This window comes from Hymenobacter cyanobacteriorum, from assembly GCF_022631375.1.
Lineage (GTDB): Bacteria > Bacteroidota > Bacteroidia > Cytophagales > Hymenobacteraceae > Hymenobacter > Hymenobacter cyanobacteriorum.
Genome location: NZ_JALBGC010000004.1, coordinates 99,128 through 117,769, shown reverse-complemented (window position 1 = coordinate 117,769; position 18,642 = coordinate 99,128). Strand labels below are relative to the sequence as shown.

4 protein-coding genes are annotated in these 18,642 nt (G+C 61.9%); 2 read left to right on the top strand and 2 right to left on the bottom strand.

Annotated elements, in window-relative coordinates:
* Nucleotides 1–29: 29 nt before the first annotated feature.
* The gene (locus MON38_RS14595; protein WP_241936919.1) at nt 30–6,812 is read right to left on the bottom strand and encodes a T9SS type A sorting domain-containing protein; all 6,783 of its coding nucleotides are present in this window, start codon (nt 6,810–6,812) and stop codon (nt 30–32) included.
* A 1,060-nt stretch (nt 6,813–7,872) separates the two neighbouring features.
* The gene (locus MON38_RS14590) at nt 7,873–10,704 is read right to left on the bottom strand and encodes a 4-alpha-glucanotransferase (protein WP_241936918.1); all 2,832 of its coding nucleotides are present in this window, start codon (nt 10,702–10,704) and stop codon (nt 7,873–7,875) included.
* A gap of 243 nt (nt 10,705–10,947) precedes the next feature.
* Between MON38_RS14590 and MON38_RS14585 the strand changes: the two genes are divergently transcribed.
* The gene (locus MON38_RS14585; protein ID WP_241936917.1) at nt 10,948–16,200 is read left to right on the top strand and encodes a translocation/assembly module TamB domain-containing protein; all 5,253 of its coding nucleotides are present in this window, start codon (nt 10,948–10,950) and stop codon (nt 16,198–16,200) included.
* Complete coding sequence (gene tamL / locus MON38_RS14580) at nt 16,197–18,638, top strand: translocation and assembly module lipoprotein TamL (protein ID WP_241936916.1); 2,442 nt, start codon at nt 16,197–16,199, stop codon at nt 18,636–18,638. The genes MON38_RS14585 and tamL overlap by 4 nt, the downstream gene beginning before the upstream one ends.
* Nucleotides 18,639–18,642 lie beyond the last annotated feature (4 nt).

The following is an 18,642-nucleotide window of genomic DNA, read 5'->3' as shown; positions in this document are numbered from 1 at the left end:
CTTTTTCAACAACCAAGGAAACCCGCGGGCTATTCCTTGATGAGGCGCTTGGTCAGGTTCACTACCTGGCCGCCGTTGGTGCCGCGCACCAGCAGCGTGTAGCTGCCGCTGGCGATGGTATTCAGGTCGAGGGCGTGGGCCAGGCCCGCGTCCAGCGTCGTGTTCAGCACCGTGCGGCCCGCGGCGTCCAGCACGCTCACCTGGTACGAACCGGCGGGCAGAGCCGTCAGGTCGAGGTTGGTGGCGGTGGTGGCCGGGTTCGGGAACAGGGCGATGGCGGGCACCACTTTGCCGAAGCGCACGCTGCGCACGGGCGAGTAGCTGCTGGTGCCATCGGTGTCGACCTGCTTCAGGCGGTAGTACACTAAGCCGTTAGCTTTAGCCCCGATGCCGGCATCGGTGCGGGCGTAGTCGGTGGCGCTGGTGCTCGTGCCCTGGCCTTTCACTTCGTCAATTTTCACGAAGTCGGTACCGTTCAGGCTGCGTTCCACGTCGAAGTGGTCGCTGTTCTTCTCCGAAGCCGTGTTCCAGGCCAGCAGCGCGTCCAGGTTCTTGGCCGTGGCCGTGAAAGCGGTCAGCTCAACCGGCAGCGGGTTCACCCCCGTTACCAGCGTCACGGAATTGGTGTTCACGCCGCCGTTCTGGTCGATGCTCGTTACCGTGAAGGGGCCGAACGAGGCACCGTTACGGGGCAGCTTGGTAGGGTCCAAAACCGTGAACAAACCGGTGCTGCGGGTGAACAGAATGCCGGAAGCAGCCAGCGTAGTTGAGTCGGCCGGGCTAATTTTAGCAACAGCTAAGCCGTTGCTCGTACCCGCAGCCGGCGCACCGGTTGCCGTGTTGTAAACAATGCCGGCGCTGTTGTACACCGCAGTGTTCGGGTCGATACCGTAGGCCAGCACATCGCCAGCAGCGTATATATTAGCATTGCCTCCTTTGGTAACCGTCGGCCGGGCGTACACCGAGCTCTGGTCCTGCGCCACCATGATGGTGTAAGCAGCCAGCGGGGAGGTCAAGGCATTGCCAGGCGTACCGTTACCATTGTCCGTTGTGGTGTACAGGAAGGTCACGTCGCCGGCGTAACCAGCTACGGGAGCAAAGGTCAGTGTAGCCGCCTGAGCCGGGGTGACCGGTTGACCGGCCACCAGCGCCGTGCCGGTGCCACCGAAGTATAGCGAGCCTTCCGTGCTCGGGTTGGGCACCGTTACCAGCGTGTACGCGGCAATGGTGGCCGCCCCGTTCGCATCGGTGGCGTTAAGGCCCGTAATGGGCAGGCCCTTGGCATATGCCGTGTTGGCGGTGTTGCCGCGGGGGCTGCGCAGGGCGTTCCACACGTTCTGAGCCACCGGGGCAATGTTGGCTGGCGCAGTGGTGAGTGTGGCTGTGTTGGTCAGCGTATTCACGGTTTCGCCAGCCGAAGACACGTTCGCCGTCAGCATTACGTTGCCCGAAGCGGGCATGGCCAGGCTGAACGAGTGCACTACTGCGTTGGCGGTGCCGGCCGGCAGGCTAGCTACTGCGGCTAGGGTCAGGGTGCCGGTGCCGGTATCGTAGGTAGCTACCGTGGTTGCACCGCTGGTGTAAGTGATGGTTGTGCCCGACAGCGTACCGGTCAGGCCGTCCACTTTCAGGTCAGCAATGCCCAGGTTGGTAGGCAGGCCGGTCACGGTTTGCGTGGTCGAAGTCGAAGCGGTCGAAGGACCGGCGTTGAGCGTGGTTACGGTGTAGCTGGCGGCGGTGCCCGGCTGGGCAGTGGCCGGGCCGGCCAGGGTTGTCGTCACGTCATACACCGTGTTGATGGTGAGAGGCGTGAAGGCGGCGTTGTTCGTCAGCAGGTTGTCGCTCGTGGAAGACGACACCTGGGCACCCACCACCAGCGAGCCGCTGCCCACCGGGGCTGCGAACGTGGCCTGGTAGCTGGCCGTGGAGGAGGTGCTGGGCACAGCAGGGGCGCTGGCAATGGTCGGGAACGTCAGCACCCCGGTCGTCACGTTATAAGTAGCACCGCTGGCGGGGCCGCTGTTGAAGGAAATAACGTTGTTAGAGAGCGAGCCGGTTACGCCGCCCACTTTCAGGTCGGTGGCCGACAGGCCGGCGGGCAGGCTGGCCGTGGGCACTACGTTAACGGCCGTGGCACCGGCACCAGCCGCTTCGCTGGCGTTGCGGTAGCCGAAGGTGTACGTCACCTGCGTGCCGGCTGGCACCGAAGCGGGCGAACCGGTGGGGGTGGTCAGGCTCACGCTGGCGCGCAGGTCGGCCACGCCGCCGCTGGCCTGGTTGATGCTGGTTGTGAGGCCGGCCGCGTTGTTGCTGGCCACCAGGTCGGTGGTTGCGCTGTTCACCGTAGCCAGGGCGTTTATCTGGCCGCCGGTGGCGTTAGGCATCGTGAAGGTGAGGTAGCTGGTAACGCTGCCGCCCGGTATCAGCGTACCGATGGTTGCAAACGTGTAGGTATCGATGCCACCGCTGGTGGATACCGTGGCCGCCCCCCCCGGGCCGCTGGCCAGTACCGTGAGGCCGGCCGGCAGCTGCAGCTTGGGCACGGCGTTGGTTACTACGGTGGGGCCGTTGTTGGTCGTCGTCACGAGGTAGGTCACGGAGTTGCCTACTACTGCCACGGGCGGGCCGCTGATGCTCACGGCCAGGTCGCCGTTGGCGGTTACGGCCGTGGCCAGGGTAGCCGCGTTGTTGCTGCTGATGCCGTCGGGCGAGGTGCTCGCCACGGCGCTGCTTACCGGGAAGTTGGCGGCGGGTGCCGTCAGCACCAGGGTGTACTGCTGCTGGGCTCCGGCAGCCAGCGTGGCTTGGTTGGGCAGCGTTACGAGGCCCGTAGCTGCATTGTAGGTGGCACCGCTTACAGGCGTGCCGGCGGCATCCAGGATGCTCACGCCACCGGCCAGGTTGGCAGGCAGCTGCACGGTTTCGGTTACGCTGCTGGCGTTGGTGGTGCCGTTGTTCACAAATTTCACCACGTAGCTCACTGGCAGGCCTGCAGGCGTGCTGGCCGGGCCCACGATGGAAGTGGTAACGTCGGACGTGGTTTGCACGCGCACACCTACCGAGGCCATGTTGTCGGCCGGCACGTTGTCGCGCAGGTCGGTGCTCACAATGGCGGTGGCCACCAGCTGGCCGTCGTTGCCAATGCCCGCCGGTACCGTCAGGTCAATTACCGGGTAAGTTGTGGTCACGCCGGGGGCCTGCGTCACCGAGTAGTACGTCAGCACGCCCGTAATCGGGTCGTAGCTGGTAGTGCCGCCGGTGGTAGCAAACAGGAGCGTGGTAGTGCCCGTGGCCGTCAGGGTGCCCACTTTCAGGTTAGCGGCCGTGAGGCCGGGCAGCAGCTGTACTTTCTGGGTCACGGAGGCGCTGGTTGTTGCGCCGGCACCGCCTTTGTTGGTCGAGGTCACCGTGTAGGTTACCGTTTCACCGGGCGTCACCACCGTCGAAGGCGTGGTGATGGTGGTGGTTTCGTTTTCGAGAGCTACGCCCGTGCCGGCCGATACCGTCAGGCTCGTGCTGCTGGCCGCGCCGTTGAGGAAGGCCCCGTTATTGGTCGTGGTCAGTTCGGTAGCAGTGCTGCTCACCGTGGCCGAGGGTGCGAAGTTGGCACTCGGGGCCAGGAAGCTGATGCTGTTGGTCACCGTCTGGCCGGCCGGTACGTTGGCCAGGGCCGGGAAAGTCACCGTGCCCACCCCACCCGAGTACGAGTAAGTGCCGCCGTTGGTGATGAAGATGTTGTTGGCCAGCGAGGCCGCCGACGGGATGGTCACCATCTGCGTGGCGTTGGGGGCCAGGTTCGGGCCGTTGTTGGTCGTCGTCACCAGCAGCGTTACGGGCGAGCCGGTGAAGGCCGAAGCCGGGCCGCTGAGCGTGGTGGTCAGGTCGAACAGGTTGGGCATCACGGCCCGGGCCACGTTGTTGGCCGTGCGGCCAGCTTCGTTGCTGGTGGTTGCTACACTGGCAATGGCCGTTACCGGGGTGCTCGGTGCAGTGTTCAGCGGGTAGTTAATCGTCACGCTCAGGGCGTTGGCCGTGTTGGCGGCAAACGTGGCCGGGGCTGCGTTGTAGGTCAGCAGGCCCGTAGCGGCGGTGTACGACCAGCCCGTGGGCGTGGCCGACAGCGTCAGGCCGGCCGGCAGCTGCACGGTAGGCACCACGCCGGCCGCTGCCTGCGGGCCGGGGTTGCCAAAGGTGGCGGTGAAGGTGCCGACAGTTGCCGTGTTGCTCATCGTGATGGCAGCCGTCACGTCAACGTTGTCAATGGTCGTGAGCGTGAGGGTAGCGGCATCGGGAGCGGCGTTGTTGCCCTGCGAAACCGTGCCCGTGGTGCCCACATTGCTGGTCAAAGCCAACGGGCCGGTAGCACTGGCTGCCGGCGTGAAGCTAAAGGTGAACGTGTTGGCAGCGCCGCTGTTCAGCGTGGTTGCCGTGCCGAAGTCAATCACGCCACCGGTTGCCGTAACCGGAGCGCCGTTTACGAACACATTGGTGGCACCGGTCGGCAGCGTCACTTTCTGCGTAACGAGCGTGGCCTGGCTCGAGCCTTCGTTGGTGAACGTCACCGTGTAGTTGCCCGTTGCCTGGCCCGGCGTTACGGAAGTCGGGCCGGTCAGGGAAGTGGTCAGGTCAGCGGCCGGAGTCACTACATAGCTGGCGTTGGCCGTGTTGTTGTCGGTCAGGCCGCCTTCGCTGGTCGTAGTATTGATTACCGACGAAGCGGTAACAGTGCCCGACACCGGAGTCGTAAAGGTGATGGTCGAGTTCAGGTTGCCGCCGTTGGCGAGCGAAGCAGTATTGGTGTAAGTAACCAGGCCCGAGGCCGAGTCATAGGTGCCGCCGTTGGTAGCTACCACACCCACCAGGTTCGGGATGAGTTGCACTTGGCGCGTTACGCTAGCCGCAGCGTTGGGGCCGTTGTTGACGAATGTTACGTTCAACTGAGCCTGCGAGCCGCCGAACAGCGGCGTGCTGGCCGCCGTGATGGTCGTAGCGACATCGGCCGGCGAGCAGTACGTCAGCAGGGGGATACCAAACGTCTGCTGGCGGCTGGAAGCCGTGCTGGTGCTCGTGTTGGTGTAGGTGAACACGATGCGCTGCACGGGCGAAGTAAACTTCACCGTCAGGTCGCCCAGTGTTTCGTTAGATGCCGAATTGTTGGTGCCTTCTACCGTATTGTTGCCAATAAAGCTGTTCGATGACCCCAGCGTGAAGTTGGCGGCCGTCAGGGTAGCGGCCGTGCCACCGGTGGCCGTTGGGTAGCCATCGAGGGTAAGGCGGTCAGTAAAATTCTGCGTGTTAAGGTTTTTGTCGATGTCCAGCAGTTTCAGCGACAGGTTATCAACCGGCCGGCTGAGCAGCATCGTCACCGTCGACTGGTCGCCAACCGCAGTGCTGGTAATCTGCCATACCAATGCCTGGCTGCTTAGTGCTACACTGGTGCCCACGTAGTAGTCGTTCTGCGTCGTGGTACTAGGTGAAGTATAGTTTTGATATTTAACTGTGATGCCATCGGAGGCCGCATCGGTGGTAGGCCCTTGCGAGGTGGCCCCGCCATTGATAGCACCGCGGCGGATGCCGGTGACAGCCGTTCCAGGTGTCAGGGCGGTGTAGTCCAACGATGCCGTGGTCGTGCAGTTGCTCACTACCAGCGTGCGGGTGGCGGTGTTATTGGCCAGGTTCGGGTCTTCGGCCGGGCTGCTGGTGCTGGCTACCAGGCTGTAGGTACCGGCCGTAGCCGGTGCGTTGAAGCTAAAGGCGAACGTATTGGTAGTGCCGCTAGCTACTGTAGCCGAGCCAAAGTCGATAACCCGGGTAGCGGCTGTGTAAGTAGCGCCCGTGGGCACCACCACGTTGGTTACGCCGGCCGGCAGGGTCACGGTGCGGGCCTGGGGGTTGGCCGCGTCGGCGCCGTTGTTGCCGAAATCAACAGTGTAGTTGACGTTGCTGCCCGTAGTAGTGGCCGTGGTGCCGCTGGCAAACTGCGTAAACACTTCGGCCTGCGAGCAGAAAATAAGCGACGGAATGCCCACTGTTTGTGTGCGGTTAGTAGTACCATTCACATAGGGAGCCGTGTTACGGTAGGTCAGTACCAGCTTCTGTACGGGGCTCGGAAAGGTCAGCACCACGGTGGAGGCCGGGTCGCTGGCACTTACCCCAATGCCCTGCACCGTGTTGGTGCCGGCTACTAGCTGGTTGACACCAGCAGCTACGGCCACGTCACCAGCCGACAAGCTGATGGGGGTGGCACTGCCAGTAGTGGCATAGCCATCAAATGTCAGTTCATCAATGAAATTGGCGTTGGTAATGTCTTTGTCAATATCACTTACTGCGAACGACAGGTTGCTTACCGGGCGGCTGAAAGTGAAAGTCACTGTCGCCACGTTGGGTGTAGTAGCGGGGTCGTTGCCGATGTTGTTCTGCTGCCATACCAGCGCCGGGCCGGGCAGGGTGCCGTTGTTGCCGATGGCAAAAGTATTCGTGTTCGTTCCGGTAACAGTAGTGCTATAGCCGCTGGTCGTAACCGTAGTATTGCCCACCGTAGCGCTAAAAGCTTTCCAGTCTTCGGCCCCGCGGCGCGAGAAATCAAGCCCCGCCGTGGCACCGCAAGCAGCTTTGCTCACCGGCAGCGAGTAGCGGGCCGTAGTACCTAAGGTGCCACTGGCATCGGCAGCAGCGTAAGTGAAGAAGGCATTGCCCGCGTAGCCGGCAGTGGGGTCAAACGTTATCTGCCCAGATTCGGCAACGGTTAGGTCACGGGCTGCAGTTACCTGCGTGCCGTTTACATAAAGCACCCCCTGCGAGGCGCTGGGCAAAGTCAGGATACGGTATTTAGCCGGCGTTAGGGTGGAGCTAACAGAAAGCGCTGGAATAGCAGTTTGCCCATTGGTATTGGGCATAATAACGGCCGTTTGGTCGTTGGCTATTATCGAGACGTTGATAGTGTAAACTGCGGCACCGACAAATGTGCCACCCGTAGTCTGCGAGTTGGCCGCGTACGTGAAAGTGAAAGTGCCCGTGTTGTTAGCCGTGTTCGCCGGATTGTAAGCCAAGGTACTAGCTTGGGCAGCAGTAACCACCGCATTGGCAGTAGCATTAGTAAAGCCACCTGTACCGTCAGCATTGGCTCGGTATTGGACAGTGCCCGTGGCAGGAATCGTATTGAACCTGTAACGTGCCGCAGCAGGTGTTCCCGTGACGCTAAAGCTTGGGATAAAGTATAGCAGGGTTGGGTTATTTCCAACATTAGCCGTTTTAGCGTCTGGTGTTTGTGCTCGGGCGGCTTGCTGGCCTATGACCGCCCAAGCCACAAACAAGATGAGAAACCGTAAGAGAATTTTCATAAAAAGTGGAAAAGGGTTAAAAAATACAGTTCAGAATCAAATGGTTAGTTACCAATGGCCGACTAGCTAACCTGGTAGAGAAAATAGTGCAGAGCAGACGGCTCTAATATTCTTGGTTTATCACATACCTAGAACACCGCAAAATTATGTTATGCAGTGTCCCACCAAGTCTAAATTTCGACCAACACCCTATTTCACACGACTAAATAGGTTGATTCTATATTTCTAAATCTGCCAGTATAACAATTAGTTAACTTTATTAAAATGAGATTAAAGAGAATATACGCCTTACTTTAGCAATCGGATTGACGTTTTAAATAACTATTATATTTATTATTATAGTACAATTTTTTATTACACAAGCAATACTTCCATTATTGCTTATCAGCTGAATATGAATAAATTGCGGTATTTCCCATCACTAAGGCGATTACCGGGTACGTTTTTGGCATTCAACCATTTTATGCACACGCAAAAAGCTCCTTTCCAAAAAGAAAGGAGCTTTCAGATTAACAATTTGTTACGAGTTGCGCTAGCCGCGCCCGCTGGCCGCCACCAGCGCCCGCAGCGGCTCGTTGAAGCCGACAGCTTCCACCAGCTCTTCTAGCGGCAGGTGCAGGCGATACTTCCAGAAGTGGGTGGGGTTGCTGGGCACGTTGATTTGCTCCTCGTGCGGGTTGGCCCGGCGCAGGTGGCCGTCGATGGCCAGCAAATCCTGGAGCGGGAAAATGGCCCACATGGCCGGCGAGTGCAGGTGTTGCACCAGAATCTCGCGTGCCACCCAGGGCTCGCAGTAGAACGGGGCCACCTCGCGCCAGTGGCCTAATATGGTTTCGAAGAAGCGCTGGGTGCGCACCCGGTCCTCCTCCCACCAGCCGCGCACGGTGCTGGTGTCGTGGCTGCTGGGCGTGACGACGCTCAGGTAGGCGGCGTCGTTGGGGTGGCTGAACTCGACTTCGGGGTTCGAGGGCATGCGCTGCACGTTCAGGCCGAGCATGCCGAGCTGCTTCATCACGCCGGGCACCGAGGCGGGCACCATGCCAAGGTCTTCGCCGCAGATGAGCATGTCGGTGGCGTAGCGCACGGGCGGCAGCTTGGTGAGGCCCTGCTGGCGCCAGAATTCCTCGTGACGACGGAAGAAGAAATCGACGTAGATGTCGTCGTAGAGGCGGCTGCGGTCCTGCTCCGAGTCGAGCTCGCGGAAGGAATAGCTCTTGTTCAGGGTGATGCGCGGGTGGTAGAAGTCGTTGCCGGCGGGCACGAACAGCACTTCGTTCACCAACCGGAACAAACCCTTTTGCAGCCAGGCGAAGTAATCGGCGTGCTCGGGCTGGGCGGCCAGCTTCTGGAGGATGTAAGCCTCGATTTTGCGCTGGTCGTTTACGTGCGGCTTAAGGTGGATGCGGCCGTAGCTGGCATCGTCCATGTACTCGTCAAACACGTGCTGCGCCTCTCCCTGGAAGATATCCTGCAGCATGTGCCAACGGATGTAGGGTTCGCACAGGCGCGAGTAGTCGAACCAGCCGAGGCGCTGCTCAATCTCGTGGCGGTGCAGCGGCAGAGCCGGCGAGAAGTGGCCCAGCAGGCCTTCCACCGACTCAATCGGCATCTCCCAGATGCGGAAGAAGCCGAGGATGTGGTCGATGCGCAGGGCGTCGAAGTAGCGGGCCAGGTGGCCCATGCGCTGTTTCCACCACAGGTAGCCGTCTTCGGCCATGCGCGTCCAGTTGTAGGTGGGGAAGCGCCAGTTCTGGCCGGTGGTCGAGAAGTCGTCCGGCGGGGCGCCGGCCTGGGCGTTCATGTGGTAGAGTTCGGGCTGCGTCCAGGCATCCACCGAGTGGCGGTAGATGCCGATGGGCAGGTCGCCCTTCAGCACCACGCCTTTGGAGCGGGCGTAGGCCACGGCTTCGCGCAGCTGCTTATCGAGATGGAACTGAGTGAAGAAGAACAGGCCGAAGTCGTCGTAGTCGGCAGCGGTTTCGGCGGTGAGCTCGCCCAGGTTCTGGGGGCTGCGGAAATCAGCAGGCCACTGGTTGAAATCGGCGGTGCCGAACCGGTCGCGCAGCGCCGAGAAGGCGGCGTAGGGCACCAACCAGCTGCCCTGGCTGGCCAGAAACTCGCGGTACTCCGGGTCGGCCAGGAAAGCCTGCTTTTCCTGCTTATAGAGCAGCTTCAGGGACTTCCACTTGGCCGCCATCACCGGCTCGTAGTCCACGAAGTCCTTGGCGTTGAGCTGTTCCTTGAGCTGGGCCAGCTCCTTCGCAGCCTTCTTGTCCTTGAGGGCGGCGATACCTTCGAGGTGGATGAACTGCGGGTGCAGCGCAAACACCGAAATGGCGGCGTACGGATAAGAATCAACCCAAGTGTGGGTGGCGGTGGTATCGTTGATTGGCAGAATCTGAATCAGCTTCATGCCCGTTTGCACGGCCCAGTCGGTCAGCAGCCGCAGGTCGGTGAACTCCCCTACCCCGAAGCCTTGGGCACTGCGCATGGCAAACACGGGCAGGGCCACGCCGGCCCCGCGCCAGGCATCGGCGTAGCGGTAGGCCTCGTCGTTGAAGACGCGGGCGGCGGTGCGGTTTTCGGTAGCGGGCACCACGCGGTTTTCGCCGCCTTCCATGTCGAGGGCGTGGCCGGCGGCCGCATCCCATATGGCATACTTATAGAAGCAGTCCTCGCCGGGGTTTTGCAGCGTCACGGTACCGGTCCAGGTCGGATACTCGGCATCCGACAGCACGAGGGCTTTGGTGTTGTCCCAGGCCCCCAGCGCCGGGTCGGAGCCGAGGACGCACAAACCCAGGTGCGAGTCGACGCGCGGAGCCAGCAGGCGGAACAGGGTTTCGCCGGCGGCGGGGGCTTTGCTGGTGGTTGGTTGCTGGTTGCTGGTTGCTGGCTCGGTTACTGATGATTCAGCAGCAGCTTTGGCAGCTTTGGTTTTGGCGGCGGGGGCCTTTTTGGCTTTAGAAACTGGCGCTTCGGCAGCTACCGCGGCGCGGGCCGGGCGGCGGAACAGGCCTTTGGTGAAGGCGGCGGTCAGCAGCTCATTTTCGGGCTGGGCGGGGGCCCGCCAGTAGTCGGCCAGATGCAGGCGGGTGGTGCGGGCGGGGTCGTAGGCGATGTGGCGGTTGGCCCCGGCTTCCCAGTGCTGCGCGCCGGTATTGTCGTCGCACAGCACGTACTTATAGGTAAGGTCGGCGGCGGTGTCGGGCAGCTCAATTTCGAGGCTCCAGCAGGTGGTGGCTTCGTCGTAGTTGAGGGCCACGGCCGCGGCGGGCTGCCAGCTGCCCAGGCTCGGGTGCGAGCCACATACGGCCAGGCGCTGGCCAAAAACGGTGCGGTAGGGTAGGGAGAAACGTAGTATCATGGGCAAGCTGGTGGGGGGTTGGGGGTGCAAGATAAGGACTTGCCGGAGGAGGATTTGTGAAGCCGAAAGCGTGGGGTTTTGCTCAAACGGTTGCGCATCCGCCGCCGCTTGGGCCGGGACTTACGCAGACCGGCGGGGCCGTGTTCAGCGCGCCACAGTGCCGCGCTATTTCCCAACCCGCGCCGCCGTTCCTGCGTTTGGGAGGATTGCCCCGCTTTGTGTCGTTGTTAATTCCTTCCCGCCTTGTCCACTTTTCTGCGCCGAACTCTTTACGGAATCCTGGGGCTGCTGGCCTTTATCCTGCTGTTAGTTATAGCAGTAGTCGTTGTGCTTCAATTCCCGGCCGGGCAGGATTTCGTGGCCCGGCGCGTCGAAAGCTACTTGCGCGGCAAGCTGAAGACGGAAGTAAGAATCGGGAAATTCCGCACCGATTTCCGCCACGCCATTAACCTCGACGGTGTTTATCTGGAAGACCAGAAGCGCGACACGCTGCTTTCCGTCGGCCACCTCGGCGTCGACCTCGACATCTGGGCGCTGCTGCACAGCCAGGTAAATGTGTCGAACGTGGAGCTGAACGACGGCCGCGTGCGCCTCACCCGCACCGAGCCCGATTCGGTAAACAACTACGACTTCATCATCGATGCCTTCGTGGACCCCAACGCACCGGTCGACACCACAGCCTCGGCCCTGAAGTACGACATCGGCAAGGCCCGCCTCACCAACATCTATTTCACCCAGAACGACCAGGTGACGGGCTCCGACATTCGGGCCCGCATCGGCGAGTTCACGGCCAACATGGACGAGGTGAATGTGGACAAGTCCATCTATAAGGTGGATAACGCGGCCCTGCGGCGCTCGGCCATCAGCATCATCCAAACCAAGACGGCGCCCGAGGTGGAAAATACTGGCCCCACCGAGCCGCTCACGCTCCAATTCGGCCTGAACCACGCGACGCTCGATAGCGTGGCATTTGTGTATAAAAACGACCCGGCAGCGCAGTTTATCAGCACCAACATCGGCCTGGCCGACATCACTGCCAAGGACATCGACCTGCAAAAGCAGCGCGTGACGCTGGGCAAGCTCACCCTCAAAAATACCGCTTTCGCCTACGCCCAGAACGAGGCCGTGCCCGTGGCCGAGCGCGTGGTGAACCCCGCCGAAGCCGTGCGCAAGCTTGACGAGGCCACCGACAAGGCCAAAGCCGCTACCGGCCAGACGGCCGCCGCGCCGGGCTGGCGCGTGCTGCTCGATGAGTCCGACATCAGCGGCCTGGCCGTGAAGTTCGACAACTTCAATCAGCCCAAGCAGCGCACCCGCATCCCGGCGCTCGACTACAACCACCTCGATTTCACCAACCTCGTGCTGAACACGCACGACCTGCGCTACTCGGAAAACAGCACCACTGGCAAAGTCGACAACCTGGCCGGGCAAGAGAAAAGCGGCTTCAAAATCGACTCGTGGAAAGCCAACGTGGTGTATGACTCGGTACAGATTCGGCTTGATAGCCTAGATTTGATTACGCCCCACACCCGTATCCGGCGCACGCTGGCCATTGGCTATAAAGATTTGGCCGCGCTGAGCGACGTGAAGCAGCTGGCTAACCTGAAGATTGAAGGCGACCTGCGCAATGTGCGCCTGGGCTTCCGCGACATTCTGTATCTGGCGCCCGACCTCGCGGGCACAGCACCTTTCAATACCGGTCCCAATCAGAGCGTGTTGCTGAATGGGCAGATTGCCGGCCGCGTGGGCGACTTCTCGGTGCGCAACTTCGAGTTTGTGGGCCTCCGCAATACCGTGCTCAAGGCCCGGCGCGGCCGCATTCAGGGCCTACCCAATACCGACGGACGGCTGTACGCCGACCTCGACATCCAGGATTTCCACACCACGCGGGCCGACATTTTGAGCCTCGCGCCGAAGGGCAGCATCCCGAACAACATCAGCATTCCGCCCACAGTGGCGGTTAGCGGTACCTTCCGGGGCCGGCCGACCACGCTGGCCTTCGATACCAATTTGAAGCTGCGCTCGACTTACGGCAACCTCGCGTTCAGCGGGCGGCTGGGGGCCAAGCAGGCCAACGGGCGGCAGCCGCTGGTGGGCACTTTCGCGGTGGGCGGCTTCGATTTCGGCAAGCTGCTGAAGGACCCTACCATCGGGCGCGTCACGGCCACGGGTCGCATCAACGCCACCGGCGACCTGCAAAACCCCAACACGCTGGTGGGCCAGGTGCGCGCCAACGTGCAAAGCGCCCGCTACAACGGCTACACCTACCACGGCGTGGCCGCCACGGTCGACCTCGACCGGAACCGCTACGTCATCAACGCCAGCAGCAAAAACGACCCCAACCTGAACCTCGACCTGACGGCCGTGGTGAACCTGCGCGATGCCAAAAACCCGACTTACGAAGTAACCAAGCTGAACCTACGCGGGGCCAACCTCACGGCGCTGGGCTTCTACACGGGCGGCGACCTGCGCGTGCAGGGCAACTTGGTAGCCAACCTGCGCGGCTCGAGCCTGAACACGCTCAACGGCACCTTCAGCGGCACTAAAATCATCATTGTGCGCGATAACCAGGCCTTCCCGCTCGATTCGCTGAACGGCCGCATCTTGCAGAATGACCGCCGCACGCTGGCCACCATCACCTCCGACATAGCCAATGTGAACCTCGACGGCAACGTGCACCTCGGCGACATCGCTACCGAATTGCAGCAGCACCTCGACCGCTACTTCGATGTGCCCGGTGTGAAGTACGTGCCCAACGGCGCTGACCGGCACTTCACCTACTCGCTCAAACTGAAAGACCCAACGCTGGCTACCAAACTGGTGAAGGGATTGAAGAAGATTTCGCCCTTCACGCTGGCTGGCGACTATTCGCGGCAGGCGGCCCGCCTCACGGCCAACACCAGCATCCCGGTTATCCGCTACGAGAATTACAAGCTCGACTCGCTGCGCCTAAACGTGGACTCGGACCCCGCGAAGCTGGACTACAGCCTGCGCCTGGCCCAGGCCGCCCAGGATACCACCCTGAAACTGCGCCGCCCGAGCATCATCGGCAACGTGGCGAATAATAAGCTGTTCACCCGCGTGGCCATTCTGGGCGACTCGGCCAACCGCGAGCGGCTGGCGGTGGCCGGCACTTTGCAGGCGCTGGCCCAGGGCGGCGGCCGCGGCAGCAGCGTGGTGTATGAGTTTGTGGCCGCGCCCGAGCAGGTGATTAACTACGAAAACTGGACGGCGGGCGCCAACAACTTCGTGCGCTACTACCCTACTGGCGAAGTGGTGGCCAACGGCCTCAACCTGACCAACGGCCGCAGCACGCTGGCCCTGCAAAGCCAGAACCCGCAGGTGCGCACCTCGCCGCTGGGCGTCACGTTCACCAATTTCGAGCTGGCCGAGCTGGCGAAAATTGTGCAGCAGTCCGACTCGCTGGTGGCCGGCAACCTCAACGGCACGGCCCGCATCGACAACCTGGGCAAGAAAAACCAGGCCTTTACAGCCGATGCCACCATCAAAAATCTGGTGTTCCAGAAGGCCCAGATTGGCGACATTGCCCTGAAAGCCACCAACCCCGCCCCCAGCCGCTACGACCTCGACGCGCGCCTGACCGGCGGGGCCTCGGGCACGGTGGGCGGCGCGGGCAACGACGTGCACGTGACCGGCACCTACCTGGCCAGCAGCGCCACCCCGCTCGATTTGGTGGTGGATGCCAACCGCCTCAACCTGAAACTCATCGAGCCCTTCTCCGTCGGCCAGGTGCGGCGGGCCAGCGGCTACGTGCGCGGCCAGCTTACGGTGAAGGGTGCCCCGAGCGCCCCGATAGTGCGCGGCACCTTGAATACTTCGGATGATGCCGCTTTTGTGGTGCCGCAGCTGGGCTCGCTCTACCGCCTGCCCAACCAGGCCATTGCCTTTGAGGAGCGTGGGCTGGCTTTCAACAACTTTACCATTCTTGATTCGACCTCGAATAAGGCGGTTATCAACGGTTACCTGCTCACGAAGAACTACGTGGACTACGCCTTCGACATGCGCGCCACGACCAACAACTTCCTGGCCGTGAACAGCACCCGCAAGAACAACCAGCTCTTCTACGGCAAGCTGGCCGTGGATTCGGACACCCGCCTGACGGGGCCGCTGACGCTGATTAAGGTGGTGACCAACGTGACCGTCGTGGAGCCGTCGAACCTCACGGTGGAGTCGCCGCTGGCCGACCCGAGCAAGGTTGATACCGAAGGCATTGTGCAGTGGATTGATAAAAGCGCGCCCATCGATACCATGCTGGCCCGCAAGCTGGCCGCCGGCGACACCCTGCGCATGGCCGCCGCCGGCTACGACGTGACGGCCGTGGTGACGGTGACCGACAAAACACCGTTCACCATCGTCATCGACCCGGTGAGCGGCGACAACCTGCGCGTGCGAGCCAACGGCACGCTCAATACCAACATCGACCCTACCGGCAACATCACGCTTAGCGGGCGCATTGTGGTGACGCGCGGCCAATACCATTTGTCGCTCTACGACCTGGCTTCGCGCGACTTCATCATCCGGCGTGGCTCCAGCATTACCTGGAGCGGCGACCCGTATAATGCCGACCTCAACATCACGGCCGTGTACCGGGTGCAGGCCGCGCCGGCCGACCTGCTGGCCGGCCAGGGCAGCAACGACCCCACGGCCAACACCATTTCGCGCAACCGCCTCCCCTTCCAAGTGCTGCTGAACGTGACGGAGAATCTCAGCAAGCCGCTCATCGGTTTCGACATCACGCTGCCCGAAAACCAGCGCGGCGCGCTCGGCGGCGAAGTCGAGGCCAAGCTGGCCCAGTTGCGCCAGCCCAACCAAACCTCGGAGCTGAGCAAACAGGTATTTTCGCTGCTGATTCTGGGCCGCTTCCTCCAGGAAAACCCCTTCCAAAGCAGCGCTAGCGAAGGCTTCGTGGCCACGCAGCTGCGCGGCTCGGTGAGCTCGGTGCTGACCGACCAGCTCCAGAACCTGACCGGTAAGTACCTGGCTGGCCTGGGCGTGGACCTGGGCGTGACCAACCAGGCCGACTACAGCTCGGGCAGCGCCAAAAGCCGCACCGACCTGAACGTGGCCGTGCGTCGCCAGTTCCTGAACAACCGCCTGTCGGTCCGCCTCGGCACCGACGTGCCGCTGAGTGGCAACCAGGGCACCCAGGCCACGCAGGGGGCCAACGCCGCCAGCAACTTCGCCGGCGACGTCAGCATCGAGTACACCGTGCTGCGCGACGGCCGCCTGCGCCTGCGCGCCTTCCGCCAGAACGCCTACGAAGACATCGACGGCCAGCTTATCAAAACCGGCGCGGCCCTGGTGTTCCAGCGCGAATACCGCGACCTGAAAGAGCTGTTCTCGAAAGTGCCCAAGGAAATCAAGGCCGAGCGCAAGCAGCAGCGCAAGCAGGAAAAAGCCGAGAAGAAAGCCGGCGGAAACGATTCGACCCAAACCGCCCCCGTTGCCCGGGCCGATAGCAGCAAAGTGAAATGAGAAAGCTGCCTTCCGATATCCGCTCGCTTGGGCTGCGCCGACTACCGGCCGCCGCCACCGCTGAAAATACCGTACTGAATTTGATTAAGCCATTCTGTTTTGTTCGAGCCGCGAAGCGCGCCACTGCGCCACTGGCGTTACTTCTGCTGGCCTCCTGCTCGGGCCTGCAATACATTCCGCAGGGCGAAAAGCTCTACACCGGCAGCAAAGTCACCATCAACGCGCCCGAGAAGCTGCCGAACCAGGCGGCGCTGCAAACCGAGCTAGAGTCGGTTATCCGGCCCAAGCCGAATGCCTCGATTCTGGGATTGCGGCCCAAGCTATACTTCTGGCACCTGGGCGTGGGCAAGAAGAAGGGCTTGGGCAAGACGCTGGCCGACAAATTCGGCGAAGCGCCGGTGCTGCTTTCGCAGGTGAAAGCCACTGCCACGCGCGACCTCATCAGCAACCGGCTGCACAACAACGGCTACCTGCGCGGCACCACCACATCGGAGGTGAAGGAGCAGGAAAAAACGGCCCAGGTGAACTACACCGCCAACGCCGGCCCGCTCTACCGCTACACCGAAGTCAATTTCCCCAAGCGCGACACGCTGATTGACGCGGCCATTCGCCGCACCCAGGGCGCGAGCCTGCTGAAAGTGGGCGACGCTTATAACCTGAACACCCTCACGGCCGAGCGGGTGCGCATCGACGCGGTGCTGAAAAACGAAGGCTACTACTACTTCTCGCCCGATTTGCTGGTTTTCCAGGTCGACAGTACGCTGGACAAGAAGGCCACCGTCGACCTGCGCGTGAAGCCGACCGCACCCGACAAAACGCTGCGCCCCTACTGGCTCGACCAGGTTTCGCTGAACACCGACTACATCCTCACCGACACGCTGCGCCACCAGCCCATCCGCTACAAAGGCTATAAGTATTACCCCGACGAGAAGGTCTTCAAAGCCTCGGCCATCACCCGCGCCACGTTCCTGTACCCGGACAGCGTGTTCCGCCGCCGCCGCCGCGACCAGACCCTAAGCCGCCTGATGAATCTGGGCACGTTCCGCTTCGTCGAAATCCGCTTCAAGCCCGCCGCGGCCGGCGATACCACCGTGACCACGCCCGCCGGCACCCCCTACCAGCGCGCCCGCCTCGATGCCGAGGTGCTGATGACGCAGCTCAAAAAGAAAAGCCTGCGGGCCGAAATTCAGCTGGCCACCAAAACCAACGGTTTCACCGGCCCGGCCCTCATTGTGGCCTTCCGCAACCGTTCGGCCCTGCGCGGCGGTGAGCAATTGCTGGTGAATGCCACCGCCAGCACCGAAACCCAAACCGGTGGCGGCAACTCCAGCGTAGGCCTCACCAGCTACGAGCTGGGTATCAATGCGCAACTGCTCATTCCGCGCCTGGTGGTGCCCGACCTGCCGTTGCTCGACGTGCACCTGCCTAATTCCGACTTCCAGCCCCGTACGGTTATTGGGGCGGGCTATAAAACGGTAACGCGGGCCGGCTACTTCCGCGAAGACCTGTTCAATTTCAACTACGGCTACACTTGGAAAACCAAGATTACCAACGAGCAGGAAATCCGGCCCATTGACATCACCTACGTGCGCCTGGGCAGCACCACCAAAGCCTTCGACGACTTGCTGAATAGCCGTGCCTACCTCAAAAGTGCCTTTCAGCAGCAGTTCATTCTGGCCAGTTCCTACCGCTATACCTACAACCAGCAGGTGCTGGAGCAGCGCCGCCAGCAGATTTATTTCAGCGGGCAGATTGAGGGCAGCGGCAACGTGGCCCAGGGCATCGCCAGCAGCTTCAGCTTTCCCAAAACCGATGGCAAATACACCATCGGCGGCCAGCAGTACAGCCAGTACCTGAAGTTCGATTTGGAGCTGCGCGAGTACTACCGCATCAACCCCAACCCGGCTTCCGGCAACCGCATTGTGGCCCGTTTGCAGGCCGGCATCGGCATGCCCTACGGCAACTCCGACGTGCTACCCTACCCCAAGCAGTACGGCATTGGCGGCCCCAACTCGGTGCGGGCCTTCGCGGCGCGTGGCGTGGGGCCGGGCACCTACAAGCCCGCCACCGGCGACCAAGTCAACAACCAGTTCTACGACCAGGTAGGCGACATTCGCCTCGAAGGCAACGTAGAATACCGCCAGGACCTGTTCCCCTACGTGAAGGGCGCCGTGTTCCTCGACGCCGGCAACATCTGGCTCGCCAACCCCGATACCGCCCGCCCCGGCTCGGATGCCAACGGCAACCCCGATGGCCGCTTCGGCCAGTTCCAGCTGAGTTCCTTTATGAAGGAGCTAGCCGTAGGCGCCGGTGCCGGCATCCGCATCGACGTGCAGTTCTTCGTCATCCGCTTCGATTACGCTATGCCGCTGCGGTCGCCCTCCGGCAACACCGGCGGCCCGGGTCGCCTGAATCTGGCCATCGGCTATCCGTTCTAGCGGT

Excerpts from the sequence above, each read along its gene's own strand:
- MON38_RS14590 (WP_241936918.1), bottom strand. The coding sequence starts at position 10,704 with ATGATACTACGTTTCTCCCTACCCTACCGCACCGTTTTTGGCCAGCGC.
- tamL (WP_241936916.1), top strand. The coding sequence starts at position 16,197 with ATGAGAAAGCTGCCTTCCGATATCCGCTCGCTTGGGCTGCGCCGACTA.